The organism is Frondihabitans sp. 4ASC-45 (assembly GCF_049472575.1).
Classification (GTDB): domain Bacteria; phylum Actinomycetota; class Actinomycetes; order Actinomycetales; family Microbacteriaceae; genus Frondihabitans.
The window spans coordinates 182655-198269 of the sequence record NZ_JBCEBN010000002.1 but is presented as its reverse complement, the minus strand read 5'-3'; the positions used below and the strand labels follow the sequence as shown (position 1 = coordinate 198269).

The following is a 15615-nucleotide window of genomic DNA, read 5'->3' as shown; positions in this document are numbered from 1 at the left end:
TGGCGGCGGCGATGCCTAGCTGTCGGCAGAGAGACGCCGCAGCTGCTCCTCGAACGGCACGACGCCGTCGAACGCGTCGTCGCGAGCCGTCGAGTGGCCCGAGACGAGGTCGGCGAACTGGGCGCCCGCTCGAGCTACCCGGTCGGGCAGGGTGGTCGTGGTCTCATCGCCCGAGCCCCAATCCTCCGAGGCCGCGAACACGCCGAGCGGAGCGACGACCGCGCGGAGGTACGAGAACAGCGGTCGCAGCGCGAAGTCGAGCACCATCGAGTGGCGCGCCGTCCCGGCGGTCGCACCGATGAGAACGGGCGTGCCCGACAACGACTCCTTGTCGATCACGTCGAAGAACGACTTGAACAGGCCGCTGTACGACGCGGTGAAGACCGGAGTGACGGCGATGACGCCGTCAGCCGACGTCACAGCGGTGATGGCGGCATCGAGCGCGGGCGACGGGAACCCGGTCAGCAGGTTGTCGGTGATGTCGTGCGCGAGGTCGCGCAGCTCGACGACGGTGACCTCGACCTGGTCGCCGTGCTCCGCGAGGGAGCGGACGGTGGCCTCGGCCAGACGGTCGGCGAGCAGGCGTGTCGAGGAGGGCTGGCTGAGGCCGGCAGCCACGACGGCGATGTGCTTGAGAGGCATGGTGGCGGATCCTTGGTGTCTAGAGCGCGGAAACAGCGAGGGCAGCGTCGCGCTTGGCGACCTGCGACGCGTGGGTGGGCGCGTCCGGAACGTCGGAGGGGCGTCCGACGGCGAACTCGCGACGCAGCACCGGCACGACCTCGGAGCCGAGCAGGTCGAGCTGCTCGAGGACGGTCTTGAGCGGCAGTCCGGCGTGGTCGATGAGGAAGAGCTGGCGCTGGTAGTCGCCCACGTAGTCGCGGAATCCGAGCGTGCGGTCGATGACCTCCTGCGGGCTGCCGACGGTGAGGGGGGTCTGCGCGGTGAAGTCTTCCATCGAGGGGCCGTGACCGTAGACGGGCGCGTTGTCGAAGTAGGGGCGGAACTGCTTCACGGCGTCCTGCGAGTTCTTCGCCATGAACACCTGACCGCCGAGGCCGACAATCGCCTGCGCGGCGGTGCCGTGGCCGTAGTGCTCGAAGCGCTCCCGGTACAGCTTGACCATCTGGGCGGTGTGCGAGGCGGGCCAGAAGATGTGGTTCGCGAAGAATCCATCGCCGTAGTACGCGGCCTGCTCGGCGATCTCGGTCGAGCGGATCGAACCGTGCCACACGAACGGCGCAACGTCGTCGAGAGGGCGCGGGGTCGCAGTGAAGCCCTGGAGGGGTGTACGGAAGTGACCCTTCCAGTCGACGACCTCCTCCGTCCAGAGGCGGTGCAGCAGGGCGTAGTTCTCGATGGCGAGGTTGATGCCCTGGCGGATGTCTTTGCCGAACCAGGGGTAGACCGGGCCGGTGTTTCCGCGGCCGAGGGTCAGGTCGATACGGCCGTCGGTGATGTGCTGGAGCAGTGCGTAGTCTTCGGCGATCTTCACCGGATCGTTGGTGGTGATGAGGGCGGTCGCCGTACTGAGCAGGAGCTTTTCGGTCTGAGCCGCGATCATGGCGAGAAGAGTGGTCGTCGAGGAGTTCACGAACGGCGGGTTGTGGTGCTCGCCGGCGGCGAAGACGTCGAGGCCGACCTCTTCGGCGTGCTTCGCGATCGTGATCATCGCTTTGAGGCGCTCGTGCTCGGTCGGCGTGATGCCGGTGGTCGGGTCGGTGGTGATGTCGCCGACGGAGAAGACGCCGAACTGCATGCCGCTCTTGTTTTCCATGTTCTCACCCTACGTCATTTGTATGCGTCTGCATACAGTTGGGTTCAACGCCGTGGGGTCGGGTCTATTCCCGAGTGGCGGCAAACGCCGTTTTGGGCGATGGCGGGCGTGCATTTGGCGGCACTCGCGGGCGTGGACGGGGCCAGCCGCGGCGCGGGGCAGCAGGGGGCAGAGCGAAGCCCTCCGCATCGACAAGATGGGAGGGCGACGAGGATCCGACGAAACGCCGCTTAGCTCTTCTCGCAGGCGATTCCGTCTTTGTCGGCATCGGACTTCTTGTTGGCGTTGTAGAGAGCAGTGTCGAACTTGACCTTGCCCTTAAGAGCCTTGTTGGTCTTGGTGCCGTCTTTGTGCTTGACGACGTTGTACTTCACGCCCTTCTTGGCGATGCCGCCCGAGTACACCTTCTTGATGGCGGTGCAGTTCTTGTACTCCTTGGCGGCGGGCTTCGCGAGGCGCGAGGAGGTCGTGTGCGTCGTGGTCGTGCTCGTGGACGCTGTGATCGCAGAAGTGCTTGAAGAGGAGGTGCTCGCGGACGACGCCTCGGCAGCGACGACGACGGACGGCACGGCGATAGCCACGGTCAAGAAAGTGGCGGCGAGAGCCAGCCGGGGTGAGATCATGCCCTGACGCTATCGACGCCGGGGTTCGCCCCCTAGTCCCAGAACGAGTGGCCCCCGTTCGGGGGCCGTCCGCGAAATCCGCTACTCGACGGGCGGGGCCAGCCGGAGGTAGCGCTCGGGCAATTGCACCATCGCTATGGGCCCGTGAAGCTCGGCCGTGTATTGCGGGGTGTCGAACTGGATGGTCCACACGCGGGACGATCCGCCGATCACCGAGACCGGCTGCCACGCCGATCCCCCGGGGCGCACGACCACACCGGTCGGCCCGTCTGGAAAGGGCGAGGTCGGATCCTCGTCGGAGTCGACCACGTAGACCTGCGCCCCGATGCCGAAGCCGGTGTCGCGGGTGATGGGCGAGTCAGTCCCGCGGAGGCGTTTGCCGAACATGCGGCCATTCTCGCACCTGCTGTCGCTCGCGCACCCGTGCGGCGGGTATCGAGACTCCACGATGTGCCTATGAAGTGCCGTGCGCATGGGCAACTTCTGGAGTCTCGCGGCCGACGGGCCGGCTAAAGACGAGGATCCGACGGGGTCGGGTAATGGGGCAAGCGCCAGCCTGGGCGGCGGCGGACCTTCGGCATACGAAACGGTGTTGGGGGTGGGCTTAAGGGCTGCAATCAGCCGGAATCGCAGGCGGAGGGTACGGCGGCCAGCCCGGTGCTACGCGGTGACCGGCAAAGGGCTTTTCGTAGACGTCGGCTCGACCGCCGTCGGCCATGATCGTGAATCCGTCACGGCAGCGCACGAGAGAGTACGAGGGACCGACCGTGGCAATCTGGCCGGCGACTGCGTCGACGGTGGTCACGACGGAGTGCAGGTTGAATCCGAGGCTTGCGATGCACGTGCGGAGGGATTCGTAGTTCCTCGCGGTCCTTTTCGTCCTGCTCGGATCGGCACCCGAGTGCCGAGCGGGCTTAGTCGTGCCACTCGGTCCACGCGAGGTACCCCAGGAATGCCACGCAGGCGTCCTCTTCACTGTTCCAGACCTTCAGCTCGAATTTCTCCGAGCGTTCACCGATGAAGGTCTCCCAGACTCCGTTTTCATTCTGCGCAATGCAGTAGCACCCCTCGGCGTACGACCCCACCGAGACGAGACGGGGATCGACGTGGGCCCTGGCCAATCGCGTCGTGAGCTTGTCGATGTTTATGAAGTAACTCATTGCAAGAGTGCCGGTGTGATGAATCGGTCTGGTGTTGGCTTAATGACGACTACCTACCCCACTCCATCCAAGCGATGCGCCCGAGATAAGCGAGGCAGGCGTCTTCTTCGCTCGCCCAGACCTTCAGATCGTACTTTTGAGACCGCTCAAAAGTGAATGTTTCCCAGTCGCCCTCCGAGTTTGCAGCTATGCAATACGTACCATCGGCAGCTTCACCAACTGAATATAAGCTTGGGTCCACCTCGACGCGTGCTAGTTGACGCTTTAGTGAATCTAAATTGTATAAGTAACTCATTGAACCACTTCTCTGATGAAGCCTCGCGCCAGTAATACCTTCGCATCTTCAGGTAATAAAAGTTGAGGCCCGCCACCGGTCTTTCCAAAGGCGTCCGCCGTCGGCCCTGCCCACGCTGGCAGTTCGTGAATAACTTCGTAGCGATGATAGCCGTAATCGAGGCTGTAATCGTGGAGAGCTCGAGGAGGGAAGCTTGTTCCTACCGGCGAAGTAAAGCGACCAATAGGGCCACCGAGTCGGTCCATGATGAATCCCTTTTTGAGAACCACGGGCATGCGAGACTCTGGATTCTGGAACCCATCCGGTGCCTTCTCGCCATCGGGCCATGAATTGGGGTTGATTTCAGGCTTCCCGTGGACAATTCTTCCTGACAAGTGTTCGGCGTCGTAAGCCGCTTTAGTCCCTCCATTCCAGCGCAAAAAGCCTTTCGGCAAGAGCGCTCTTACTTGGGGACTGTCTGCACCAACTCCCGCTCCGTCCGCAGGCTGAGGCGCATACTCCTTCTCCAGCAAACTTGCCCGCGGATGGATAAGAGCGCGAGTGGGAATGACCTTTCCGTCGGCACCGACGTGAGTGGCAATAGGCGCCAGAACCTCTACCTTTTTGCCTAGCTCACGGCTAATGCCCGGCAGTGCTGCATCAAGTGAGGCCTTCATCGCAGAACGCGCCGCGACAGCATCGACCCCGTACTTCACGCCCTGCCCGAGCGTGCCGAGGGCAGCCCCGCCGATGAAGCCGGAGAGGGCAGCCTCGTTCAGGTCGGCGCCGGGCATCGTGATGGCCGTCGAGACCGTGTTGAGGGCGGAGTTGCCGACACCCGCGACCACCGACTTACCGGCGAAGGCCACGACGCGAACGGTGACCTGCTCGGAGATACCAGCGATGCGAGCGATGGATCCGGCGGCGACAGCGACCTCATCGACCACGCGGGCGACCGTCGCGGCGGCTTCGCCGATGATCGTCAGGATCCGGCTGACCGTAAATGTCACCTCGCCGGCGACGACTCCCGCGCCGACCACATCGGAGGCCCCCGCCGTCACCACCGTCAGCAGCAGGGAGACGCCGACGGTGGCCTCGATCTGCAGCAGGAGGTTATTCAGCTCCTGGCGAGTCTGGGTGTGGACGCTCTCGATCTGGGCGGCGAAGTCGGTGCAGCCGGTGGCGATCGAGCGCGCCTCGGTGGCTAGCTGGCCAACAGCCGTCTGCACTTGGCTGAGGGTGCCCCGGATCGACGGCATCTCGGGGGTGTCGGTGCCGTCGAGACCATCGACGACGCGGGTGAGATCGCTCGACTTGATGGTGTCGAGACTGTCGGCGAGGGCCGTCCAGGCGCTGGCGGCTGCGGTGAGCTTGCCGGTGTCGCCATCGGGCCACATCGTGCCGATGAAGTCGGCGACGTACTCGAATCCGGGGATGTCGGAGGCGCGCGTTCCACCCGACGACGAGGGCGGAGGCGCGGAGCAGACCGCTGACGGCAGGGAGGGCACGGTGAACCCGGGAGGTGAGCCCGCCTGACCGGCGCTCTGCCAGTCGGCCGACGCGTAGTTGTATCCGGTGACCGCGAGCCCCGCCGAGACGGAACCGAGCACGGTCACGATCGAATCGAGGCCCCGCACAGCGTCGGCGGCGGCCGAGTCGTACGACTCCGACCACTTCTGGCCCGTCGGGTCGGAACCGGCCATGGACGAGGATCCCGACAACGCCGATTGAAGCGACCCGCGGGCGGCGACAGCCGACTCCGCCGCCGACGAAGACGTCGTGGACGCGGTGACGAAGTCGGTCGCGTCGACGTCGAAGAGAACCCCGGCCATCAGCCCCACACCCCGCGGGTCGCCTCGGACGCGGCCGTGTAGTTGGCGCTCGAGTCCACTGCAGCCTGATGCATGATGGCGATGCCGGCCGCCATCTCGGCTGCACCGGAAGCCCACTCCGCGTGGAGGGCTTGGAACGAGGCGAAGGCCTCGCCGTCCCACGAGGCGGAGACCGTCTGGCGGATCGTGTCGATCTCGGTGAGGAGCGAGGCGCAGAATTCTGCCAACTGCGACAGCGTCACGACGGTCTGGTCGATCTCGGCGACGTCGGCGTGGAAACGGGGCATCAGCGGAGCCCGGCCGGGTCGGAAGGCGGTGTCGCGGATCCTTCGGTGTGGGGGCTTGTCGATGCTTCGCCTGATGCGCCACCACTGGCTGGAGTGGAAGAGACGACCGTCGACGAGACGGAGACCCGGGTCACGCTCGCCTCCGTCTCGGCGTACTCGACGGCCGCCTCGGCGAGGAGGGTCGCGATGCCACCCAGGGCATCGGCGACCTTGGCCGCGCCGGTCGACCAGTCGGTCCAGCCGGTGTGGAACACGGTGGAAGCCTCGCCCGTCCAAGACGACGAGACGAGTGCCTGGACCGTCTGGTCGGCCTGGGCATGCCGAGCCGAGAATTCCTCGACCATTGCACTCACCCGCGAGGAGGCCTCGTGGACCGCCTCCGATGACACTGTGACATTCGCCACGAGCTCCCCCTCTGTTTCACTCCGCCGGACACACCGACGCGCGCTCCCTTGAGAGCGCGCGCGGGTGGGTCGGCCCTGGTGGTGCCGACCCGGTTGTCGCTAGCCGCGGAAAGCGTTGGCGACGTTGGCCTCAGACTCGGCGTAGTACGACGCGGCCTTGCTGAGGAGGTCGGCAATGCCCGAGAGCGACTCGTTCAGCTTGATGCCGGCGGTGTTGAACTCGGTGTAGAGCTCGTTGAAAGCGCTCGAACCGGAGCCTTCCCACTCGCTACCGAGGCTCTCGACGAGACTGCGGAGGTGAGCGAGAGTCGACTGGACGTCGCTCGAGCCGTTCGAAAGCTGGCTCGATGCCGACGCGAGGCTCTCGCTGGAAACCTTGTACTGTGCCATGACTGCCCTGACCCTTCTTCGGACGTGCCGCGCGGAGGCGAATCCCCCTGGAGTGTGACGACCACGCGGTAACGACGCTACACGCGGGGCGTTGCGCGCCACAACTGATTCGTGTGGGTACATGTGCCCCCGGTTTGCAACGGCGACGGCTTGCAAATTCGAAGGAGATTCGGTCGGAGGGGGACGACTTCATGCCGATCGGCGGGGGTCGGCGCCCAGTTTTTCCTTCAAATTCGAAAGCAGGGCGGGCGGCGCGAGCGGGGCGACGCCCTACGGCAAACGCGTCGAACCGGTCGCAGTGTCGGGAGTGCGGATCGTGCGGATCGACGACGTGTGCGTCTTGATCGTGCGGATCGACGACGTGACGAGGGTGGGAATCGACGTGGTGATCGTCTGGATCGACGTCGTGATCACCGGGATACTCGTGGTCGACAGGGTCGCCTGCGCGTGGCCGTGCAGCGGGAAGCCCTTACGCGCGACGACGACCACGCCGAAGCTCGCGGCGAGCACCACGGCGGCGGCCAGCGGCAGTGCGCCGAGACCGGCCGACCCGTACACGACACCACCCGCTGCAGCACCGGCCGCGATGCCGACGTTCGAGGCCCCGTTGATCAGCGCGCCCGCGATGTCGGGGCTCACTCCCCCGGTGCGGATCGCCGCGGCCATGAACAGCGTGCCGGTCGTGCCGTTGGCAGCCATCCAGATGCCGGCGACGACGAACGTGCCGACGAGCGACCCGTGCACGAACGGCAGTGCGGCGAGAGCGAGAGCCATGACGGCCACGGCGACGAGCAGGGTCTGGCGCGGGGCTCGGTCGACGAAGGATCCGGCCGCGAGGAGTCCGATAATTCCGGTGCCACCCAGAACGAGGAGCGCGCCACCGATGGCGTCGTGGCCGAGCCCGGCGCCCTCGAGGTACGGCCCGACGTAGGTGTACACGACGTAGTGGCCGGCGAAGAGCAACAGGTCGGCGACACCCACCGCGAGGAGGCCGGAGCGGGCCCACGATTTGGGGGATCCTAAGTGGGGTTGTGCTTCTCCCCGCACCGACGGCAAGAAGGCGACCGCGACGAGAGCGAGCACGGCCGACGCGACGGCGACCCCGCCGACGGCAAGACGCCAGCCGCTGTGCTCGCCGACCGTGGTCGCGAGCGGCACGCCCAGCACGAAGCCGAGCGAGCTGCCCGAGTAGACGAACGCGATCGCCCGGCCGGCCAGGCGCGGCGGCACGATCCGGGTGGCGTACGCCGACGCGACCGAGAAGAACAGAGCGTGCGCGACGCCGCCGATGACGCGGCCGGCGCAGACGACGGCGAACGTCGGGGCGAGGGCGATCAGGAGGTTCGAGACCGCATACCCGCCGAGCGTCGCGATGAGCACGGCTCGCCGGGGGAAACGCGAGGTCGCCACGGTGAGCGGCAGTGCGAGCAGCGCGACGGCGAGCGCGTAGACGGTGACCACGAGGCCCATCTGCGAGACGCTGACGCCGAGGTCGGCACTCATCGGTCCGAGGAGGCCGACGGGCATGAGCTCGGTGGTGATGGCGAAGAAGGTCGCGAGGCCGAGGACGGCGATGCCGATGACGGCCTTCGGGGTCAGGGTGTGGGCCTGGTCGCTGACGGACCGGACGGCGCCGGTTCGGGTGGGCATGGTTCGGACTGACCCGGTGCGTGCGGGTGCTGTGATGTCGGACACGGGTCTCCTCGGGTGCACGACAAAACACGAGCGCTGCTGCACTCGATCGGACCCTGTCGGGGCCGGGCGTCTCGCCGTGGACTCTGTTTCTGCGATCGTGCCTCGGGGTTGGCCGCGAGGCTGAAGCGATCGACTTTCGGATTGGATGGACAGACCACTCCACGACGAGTGACGTGTATCCAGTCTGACACGCACCCCCTCCCCCGGCGCAAGGCACCCATCCTGGGCACTCCTGCACTTATTGGTATTTCACAGGTAGCTGCTCTGGGGTTGATCGCCCCACGGGTTGGTGAGTGTCCGCGATCTGCTAATGATCGCGACCGGGGACTAGCCGATCGTGGACACTCACGAGAGCCCGACGAGAGGCGGGGCTACTGGGAGGGGATGTCGGCGACGCAGAAGCGCTGGGCGCCAGCGGTCGAGAGATCAGCCCGCGATGTCGGCACGGTCGGGTGCTCGGTGGCCTCGGCGGTGCTGCGGACCACGAAGCAGGAGGCGTCGGTCAAGCCGAGGCCCGACTTCGGCACGAATGCCTGGCGTCCGCCCTTGACGAAGCGGGTGACGTCGATGGTCGTCGACGCCTTCGTCGTGACCGAGACCGAGTAGGGCACGTCGGGGCCGTTCCACTGCAGCACGTAGTTGTTGCCGCCGTCGAGCACGGTGAGCCCCTCGACGGCATCCGGCCCGCGGAGTACGTGCTGCAGCACGAAGAAGGCGGCGACACCGAGAAGGATCACGCCGGCCGCAATCAGCGAGACGATGAACGCGGGCTGCTTGCGAAGCGGCGGAGTGCTGTCGTCGACACCGGGCTCGGGCAGGAGATCCGGGAGCGTTTCGAGCGTCACCGCCGACGGGGAGCCGATGCCGGAGATGAGCCCGGCGGACGCGGCGGAACCGATGACGCGGTGGGTGAGAGCGGTGACCTCGCGGCGAGGAGCGAGGGCGACCGCGGTCGGCGCCAGCGCGGCGGGTGCAACGACCGGGGCGGGAGGGGCAGCAGCAGGTGCGACCGGAGCAGGCGCAACCGGAGCAGGCACAGCCGGGGCGGGAGCAGCCGGGGCAGGCGCAACCGGCGCGGAAGCAACCGGCGCAGGCGCCACCGGAGCGGCAGCAGGCGGCGCCACCGGCAGCACGCGCCGCGGAACGGCTCGCACCTCGGGAGCGGCGTCGACAGGCGTCTCGACGCGAGCACGGCGACCGCGGGGTGGAGCACCGGCGGGACGCACCGGGGCGCCGGTCGGGCGGACGGGTCGGCGCGGATCCTGGGAGTGGTCGTCTGTTGCCACGGAATCCCCCTTCACGCTGTCGTCGCTCGTCTCGAACGACCCCGATGCTAACCTACGGGTGTTCCCGCCCCGGGTCGACAGACTCCCGGCGAGACGCACGAAGCAGGGCGAGCACACAGATCGGCGGGGGTTCGATTGTCTTTTGGCCGTCGACGGCGCCGTTTCGGTCGTGGCCGTGTGCGGTTCGCGGCGATCGTGGTCGCAGCTCTCGCCCTCTCGACCGGGCTCGTGCCCGCGCATGCCGCGGTCAGCGACGATGTGCTCAGCATCCCCTTTCGCGGCTCCCAGCAGAGCGCCCTGCCGAAGGGCTGGACGGTCACGGCGTGCCCGACCGGACGCACTCCCGATCTCGTCACGGTGCGCTGTGACGACCGGGCCGTCACCTTCGCTGCCGCTGGTTACGACCGCGGTGTCGGCACGCAGAAGGTCGTGATCGCTCTGAGGCGAGGATCCGAGACCCGCGCCGAGACCTACCGAGTCGCCCTCGCGCCCCCGACTCTCTCGGCACCCGCCCCCGCGTTCCACGACGTTCCGCTGGCGCAGGGGTCGCTCGCCACGATCCCCTACTCGGAGCTGCCGGCGACCTGCGCGAGCTGCACGACGACCGGGCCGACGTTCGCCGGAGCCACCGTCACACCGGCTCGTGCCGGGACCGCGAGCTTCGGCCCTCGCGGCATCGTGTTCCAGTCGGCACCCGACTTCAGCGGGCGGGCGACCATCCACTACCGGATCGACGACCCGGTCGGCCAGCGGTCGGCTCCCACGAGCGTCGAGGTCGCGGTCGTGCCGGGGATGACGCACGCGCCGACGATCGCCGGTGCCGTGGCGCGAACCGCCAAGAACGCGGCGGTCTCGGGCTCGGCCGTGGCCGACGACACGGTGGCGAGCGGCTACCCGATCACCCTGAGCCGCTGCGGACAGCCGCAGAACGGCAGCGTCGAGTGCAAGGCCGACGGCACGTTCGTCTACCACCCCGACACCGGCTTCACCGGCATCGACCAGTTCTCGTACTTCGTCTACGCCGACCGCAGCGGCGACCAGGCCGTCGGCTCGGTCGTCGTCGGCGTCGGCCGCTCCTCCACAAACAACCCGGCCCGCGTCCTCGCCGCCGAGCCCTCCCGCGAAGCGGTCTCGCCGCTGACGCCGCCCCGCGACACCGACCGGAACGGATGACCCCGTGCGCTTGACCTTCTCTTCACCGGGTGACCCCCTCGGATCCTCGGATCTCGTCGTCGACGCAGAGCCGACCGTGTCGGTGGGCGAGATCGCCGAGGCGCTCGGGGTGCCGGTCGCGTCGGTGGCTCCGGGGCAGGATCCTGCCGTGCCGGCCACCGAGGTCGGCCTGCTCGTCGGAGCGACCATTCCGAGCGCTGAGCCTGTGCTGCTGCTGCCTGTCGGCGCGGTGCGGCTCGAGGTCGTCGGCGGGCCGTTCTCCGGTAAGGTCGTCGGGCTTCCGGCGGGATCGGTCGCGACACTCGGCAGCGGTGCCGACCAGCTCGTGCAGATTCTCGACCCCGCTCTGCTGGCTCAGCACGCGACACTCACGGCGGCACGCGAGAATGCGACCCCGGCCGCAACCGGGTGGGGGCAGGCCGCTCCCGTGTCGATGATCGTGGAGCCGTTGGGCGACGATGCCGTGGTCACGGTGAACGGCCGGCGCATCGACGCTCCGACGACCGTCACGGGCGACGACCTCGTGCAGCTCGGGTCGAGCGTGCTCCGGATCGGCCGTCAACCCGCGCGGAACGCCGACGTCTCCCCCGACACTCTGGGGCGCCTCGCCTACAACCGGGCCTCGCGAATCCATCCCGCGCCGACGACGCCCGTCGTGACGCTGCCGGGCGACAAGCCCACGGCGGCCGAGAAGTCGCCGGTGCCGTGGCTCGCGGCGATGCTGCCGGTCGTGATCGGAGTCGTCATGGCGTTCGCCTTCCGCACCCCGGTGATGCTCGTGATGGCGGCGGCCTCGCCGATCATGGTGATCGGCAACAACGTGACGAGCCGGCGCACCGCGCGCCGCACGGGCAAGCGGACGATCGACAAGTGGCGCTCCGAGGTGGTGGCGGCCCGCGCGGCGATCGAGGCGGCAGCGGAGGAACAGCGAGCTCGCGGCTGGGCCGACGCGCTCGATCCGGTGGCGGTGGACGACATCGCGACCACGCCGACCGACCGGCTCTGGGAACGCCGGCAGGGCGAGCCTGACGCGCTCACGGCGCGAATCGGGGTCGCGGAGCTGCCGCTGGAGGCCGACTATCAGGGCGCGGGCACTCGATCCTCGTCCGAGCCGTTCCGGGCCGGTGTCTCTCCCGTGCCCGTCTCGGTCGACCTCGCCCGAGGCGTCGTCGGTATCGCCGGCCCTCGGGCTGTCGCTCTGAGCATCGCCCGCACCCTCGTCGTGAACCTCGCGGTGACGAGGTCTCCCCGTGACCTCGGCGTGATCCTGCTGTGCGATCAGGCGTCGGAGGCTGACTGGGCCTTCACCCGGTGGCTTCCGCACGTCGAGGCGGCCGACGGTGCGCTCGCCCTGATCGGCAACACGTCCGACACGCGGCTGGCCCGGCTCCGCGAGCTCGGCTCTCTGATCGAGGGGCGCCGCGCGGCCCGTGGCTCGCGCTCGGACGTGCGGTTCGACACCGATGTCGTCGTGGTGATCGATCAGGCGCGGACGCTCCGCACCCTGCCCGGCATGGTCACCCTGCTGGAGCAGGGGCCGGCCCTCGGCGTGCACGTCGTAGCGATCGAAGACGACCGGTCGCGGCTGCCGCAAGAGGCGGTGACCGAGATCCTCGTCGATCCGGCGGCCCCGACACTCGGTCGCATCGAGTCGGCGACCGCACCTCACGCGCGCGTCCTGCTCGACAGCACGACAGCCCAGCGCGCCGACCGGATCGCTAGAGCCCTGGCGCCCATCGTCCACGTCGGCGGAGTCGGCGACGACAACCTGCTGCCCGCGTCCGTCCGCTTCGCCGAACTCCGCGGCATCGACCTCGACGACCCCCAGCCGATCGTCTCCCGCTGGTCGTACGCACCGCGCGAGACGCGGGCCGTCGTAGGTGCCTCGGCCGACGGTGAGTTCGCGATCGATCTCGCGAGCGACGGCCCCCACGGCCTCGTCGCCGGAACGACCGGCGCGGGCAAGTCGGAGTTCTTGCAGACCCTCGTCGTCTCGCTGGCTCTCGTCAATCGCCCCGACGCGCTCAACTTCGTGCTCGTCGACTACAAGGGCGGCTCGGCCTTCGCCGACTGCGAGCGACTGCCGCACACCGTCGGTCTGGTCACGAACCTCGACGGCCGCGAGACGGAGCGCGCGCTCGAGTCGCTCGACGCCGAACTCAAGCGCCGGGAGCGAGTGCTGAAAGACCTCGGCGCCAAAGACGCCGATGCGGCCTGGGACAAGGATCCGGCTGCCGCGGCCGCCCGTGGCCTCGCCCGTCTCGTCCTGGTCATCGACGAGTTCGCCGAGCTCAAGACCGAGCTGCCCGACTTCGTCAACGGTCTCGTCCGCATCGCCCGGGTCGGTCGGTCGCTCGGGGTGCACCTCATCCTCGCCACGCAGCGCCCGGCCGGGGCGATCACGCCCGAGATGCAGTCGAACACCAACCTCCGGGTGGCTCTGCGCGTCACCGACCGCGGCGACTCGACCGATGTGCTCGGATCGCCCGAGGCCGCGTCCATCTCGACGTCGACGCCCGGGCGCGGTTATGCCCGCCGCGGGGCGGGGGCCGCTCCGGCCAGATTCCAGACGGCGCGTGTCGCCGGACGCCGCCCGGGAGTGCAGGCCTCCTCCGCCGATGCGCCGCGGGTGGTCACCCGCGCGTGGCGCGACGTGGGCCTTCCCGTGGTGTTCCCGAAGCGGGCGTCTCACGTCGGCCCGATCGATCACGACGACACCGATCTGCGCGCGCTCGTCGACGTGATCTCGTCGGCCACGGAGGCGCTCGGCGTGGCCAAGAACCCCTCGCCGTGGCTCGACCCTCTGCCGACTGCGCTCGACCTCGCGCATCCTGCCCTCGACCGCTCGCTGGTGGCCGCCGGATCCGTGATCCTCGGTCTCGAAGACGTTCCGTCGGAGCAGACGCAGCGTCCGCTGACCTGGAACCCCGCCGACAACTCGCACCTCGAATTCGTCGGTGGCGCCCGGTCGGGCCGCACCTCGGCGCTCCGGTCTCTCGTCGCGCAGCTCGCCGAGCACAACTCCCCCGACGACCTGCACCTCTACGCCATCGACTTCGGCAACGGCGGGCTCGGACCGATCCGCGACCTCCCGCACACCGGCGCCGTCGTCACGCCTCTCGAGTCGGGCCGACTGCCACGCTTCATCCGCCGTCTCGGCGACGAGATCGGACGCCGCCAGAACCTGCTCTCGCGCGGGTCGTTCGGCGACGTGCGCGAGCAGCGGGCGGCCGTGCCCCGCCAGGAGCGTCTGCCCTACGCCGTGGTCGTCATCGACGGGTGGGAGCGGCTGACGAGCGACCTCGGGGCCGACGCCATGGTCTCGTTCCGCGACGAGATCGTGCGGCTGCTTCGCGAAGGCCCCGCGGTCGGCGTGCGCCTCGTGATCGCCGGCGACAGAGCGCTCATCAACGACAAGGTCTCGGCATTCATCGACACGAAGTACCTCCTGCCGATGACCGACCGCGAGGACTACCGCACCGCCGGCATCCCCGTCCGCGGCCTGCCCGCTGAGATCCTGCCCGGGCGCACCTACTTCGGCACGCCGCTGCGAGAAGCCCAGTTCGCTCTGCTGCCCGGCGGGCCGTCGGGCGAGGCGCAGAGCGCTGCGCTGCGCGCGGTCGTCGCGGCGGTCGTGGCGTCGGTCGCGTCGGACGCGTCCGCGACAGGGGAAAGCGCAGGATCCGGCGACACCGCCGCCGACACTGGTGCCCAGATCCGCCCGTTCCGCGTCGACGTCCTCCCCGCCGAGATCGGCCTCGAGGCCGCGGGTGGGCTCCCCCTCAAGGCGGACGGTCCCGGCTCCGGCCTCGGATCCGGGGGCGTGCCCCGCTCGGCCGTCGTGCTCGGCGTCGGGGGCGACGAGCTGTCGCGCTACGCCGTCGACGTACTGGAGAACCGCGGGCTGATCGTCGTCGGCGACCGCCGCACCGGGCGTTCGACGACCCTCGCGCTCGTCGCGACGCAACTCGCCGCGGCAGGACTCCCGGTCGTCGCGGTCGCTCTGCGCGAATCACCCCTGCGCGACACGGCCCGGTCACTCGGCATCCCGCTGATCACCGACGCCGACCTCGCCGGGGCCGCCTTCGACGAGGTCGTCGCGCCCGCGACGTCTTTGCTCGAGGGCGTCGGTGCGGTCGTCGCCCTCCTCATCGACGACGTCGAGACCCTCAAAGACACCGCACTCGAGCGGGAGGTGCTCGACGCCCGGGCCCGCTTCGCGTTCCTGGTGTCGGCGCACGTCGACGAGGCAGGCGGACTGTTTCGCGGACCGTTCCCCGAGGCCAAGAAAGCACGCCGTGGGATCCTGCTGTCCGCCTCGACGGCGATGCACGGCACCCAGACGTTCGGTGCGCCGTTGCCCCGGTCGTTGCAGGGGCAGGCGGCTCCCGGGCGCGGTGCACTGTTCTGGGAGGGTGGGTACGTCGAGGTGCAGGTGCCTCTGCCTCTGCCGCTGCCGTAAACGGGCGCTTTGTGCGGCGCGGCCCTCGGTCGACGTGAGCGGCCGTTTCGCGTGATCCGCTCGTGTCTCTCCGGAGTGGGCACCTTCGTAGAGACGTTTTGCGCGCGATCAAATTTGACGCGGCGCAAAACGTCTCTGGAGAGAGGTCACGTCCTGGCAGGCTTGGCACAAACACTTGCGGATGGCCGGAGAACTCCGCCTAGGACCACCTCGAACGCCGGTGGCGAGGGTGTGAGTAAGCAGCAGGGCAAA

General features: G+C 68.6%; 14 protein-coding genes. 3 read left to right on the top strand and 11 right to left on the bottom strand.

Features of this window, described 5'->3' with window-relative positions:
- Positions 1-15 precede the first annotated feature (15 nt).
- The 6 genes from VH571_RS04540 to VH571_RS04515 form a co-directional block, all read right to left on the bottom strand.
- A complete protein-coding gene (locus tag VH571_RS04540) occupies positions 16-642 on the bottom strand; it encodes an FMN reductase (protein ID WP_423263524.1) in 627 nt (208 codons plus the stop codon).
- A 19-nt stretch (positions 643-661) separates the two neighbouring features.
- Positions 662-1759, bottom strand: a complete 1098-nt coding sequence (locus VH571_RS04535; RefSeq protein ID WP_423263765.1) for an LLM class flavin-dependent oxidoreductase — start codon at positions 1757-1759, stop codon at positions 662-664.
- Between the two features lie 248 nt (positions 1760-2007).
- Entirely contained in the window at positions 2008-2400 is a 393-nt protein-coding gene (locus tag VH571_RS04530; protein WP_423263523.1) for an excalibur calcium-binding domain-containing protein, read from the bottom strand.
- Between the two features lie 81 nt (positions 2401-2481).
- Complete coding sequence (locus tag VH571_RS04525; protein WP_055958223.1) at positions 2482-2787, bottom strand: hypothetical protein; 306 nt, start codon at positions 2785-2787, stop codon at positions 2482-2484.
- Positions 2788-3314: 527 nt separating this feature from the next.
- Positions 3315-3560, bottom strand: a complete 246-nt coding sequence (locus tag VH571_RS04520) for a hypothetical protein (RefSeq protein WP_423263522.1) — start codon at positions 3558-3560, stop codon at positions 3315-3317.
- 291 nt (positions 3561-3851) lie between these two features.
- Positions 3852-5342, bottom strand: coding sequence for a glycohydrolase toxin TNT-related protein (locus tag VH571_RS04515; protein WP_423263520.1), 1491 nt, complete (start codon positions 5340-5342; stop codon positions 3852-3854).
- Between the two features lie 67 nt (positions 5343-5409).
- On the opposite strand from VH571_RS04515, the gene VH571_RS04510 reads away from it, so the two are divergent.
- Positions 5410-5565: a hypothetical protein gene (locus VH571_RS04510; protein WP_423263519.1), complete on the top strand. Its 156-nt coding sequence runs from the start codon at positions 5410-5412 to the stop codon at positions 5563-5565.
- A gap of 100 nt (positions 5566-5665) precedes the next feature.
- Here VH571_RS04510 and VH571_RS04505 read toward each other — a convergent pair whose 3' ends face one another.
- The 5 genes from VH571_RS04505 to VH571_RS04485 all read right to left on the bottom strand — a co-directional run bounded on the left by VH571_RS04505 (position 5666) and on the right by VH571_RS04485 (position 9728).
- The gene (locus VH571_RS04505; RefSeq protein WP_055958235.1) at positions 5666-5953 is read right to left on the bottom strand and encodes a WXG100 family type VII secretion target; all 288 of its coding nucleotides are present in this window, start codon (positions 5951-5953) and stop codon (positions 5666-5668) included.
- The gene (locus tag VH571_RS04500) at positions 5953-6357 is read right to left on the bottom strand and encodes a WXG100 family type VII secretion target (RefSeq protein WP_423263518.1); all 405 of its coding nucleotides are present in this window, start codon (positions 6355-6357) and stop codon (positions 5953-5955) included. Before VH571_RS04500 ends, VH571_RS04505 begins: the two co-directional genes overlap by 1 nt.
- A gap of 99 nt (positions 6358-6456) precedes the next feature.
- A complete protein-coding gene (locus tag VH571_RS04495) occupies positions 6457-6747 on the bottom strand; it encodes a WXG100 family type VII secretion target (protein WP_055958241.1) in 291 nt (96 codons plus the stop codon).
- Between the two features lie 270 nt (positions 6748-7017).
- Complete coding sequence (locus tag VH571_RS04490) at positions 7018-8397, bottom strand: MFS transporter (protein ID WP_423263517.1); 1380 nt, start codon at positions 8395-8397, stop codon at positions 7018-7020.
- 416 nt (positions 8398-8813) lie between these two features.
- Positions 8814-9728 carry a hypothetical protein gene (locus VH571_RS04485; protein ID WP_423263516.1) on the bottom strand — a complete coding sequence of 305 codons (915 nt, stop codon included), beginning with the start codon at positions 9726-9728 and terminating at the stop codon, positions 8814-8816.
- Positions 9729-9923: 195 nt separating this feature from the next.
- On the opposite strand from VH571_RS04485, the gene VH571_RS04480 reads away from it, so the two are divergent.
- Both VH571_RS04480 and VH571_RS04475 read left to right on the top strand, forming a co-directional pair.
- Positions 9924-10901, top strand: a complete 978-nt coding sequence (locus VH571_RS04480) for an Ig-like domain-containing protein (protein WP_423263515.1) — start codon at positions 9924-9926, stop codon at positions 10899-10901.
- 4 nt (positions 10902-10905) lie between these two features.
- On the top strand, positions 10906-15363 hold the full coding sequence (locus tag VH571_RS04475; RefSeq protein ID WP_423263514.1) for an FtsK/SpoIIIE domain-containing protein: 4458 nt from the start codon (positions 10906-10908) through the stop codon (positions 15361-15363).
- Positions 15364-15615 lie beyond the last annotated feature (252 nt).

Excerpts from the sequence above, each read along its gene's own strand:
- VH571_RS04540 (WP_423263524.1), bottom strand. The coding sequence starts at position 642 with ATGCCTCTCAAGCACATCGCCGTCGTGGCTGCCGGCCTCAGCCAGCCC.
- VH571_RS04505 (WP_055958235.1), bottom strand. The coding sequence starts at position 5,953 with ATGCCCCGTTTCCACGCCGACGTCGCCGAGATCGACCAGACCGTCGTG.
- VH571_RS04535 (WP_423263765.1), bottom strand. The coding sequence starts at position 1,759 with ATGCAGTTCGGCGTCTTCTCCGTCGGCGACATCACCACCGACCCGACC.
- VH571_RS04495 (WP_055958241.1), bottom strand. The coding sequence starts at position 6,747 with ATGGCACAGTACAAGGTTTCCAGCGAGAGCCTCGCGTCGGCATCGAGC.
- VH571_RS04490 (WP_423263517.1), bottom strand. The coding sequence starts at position 8,397 with ATGCCCACCCGAACCGGCGCCGTCCGGTCCGTCAGCGACCAGGCCCAC.
- VH571_RS04520 (WP_423263522.1), bottom strand. The coding sequence starts at position 3,560 with ATGAGTTACTTCATAAACATCGACAAGCTCACGACGCGATTGGCCAGG.
- VH571_RS04525 (WP_055958223.1), bottom strand. The coding sequence starts at position 2,787 with ATGTTCGGCAAACGCCTCCGCGGGACTGACTCGCCCATCACCCGCGAC.
- VH571_RS04530 (WP_423263523.1), bottom strand. The coding sequence starts at position 2,400 with ATGATCTCACCCCGGCTGGCTCTCGCCGCCACTTTCTTGACCGTGGCT.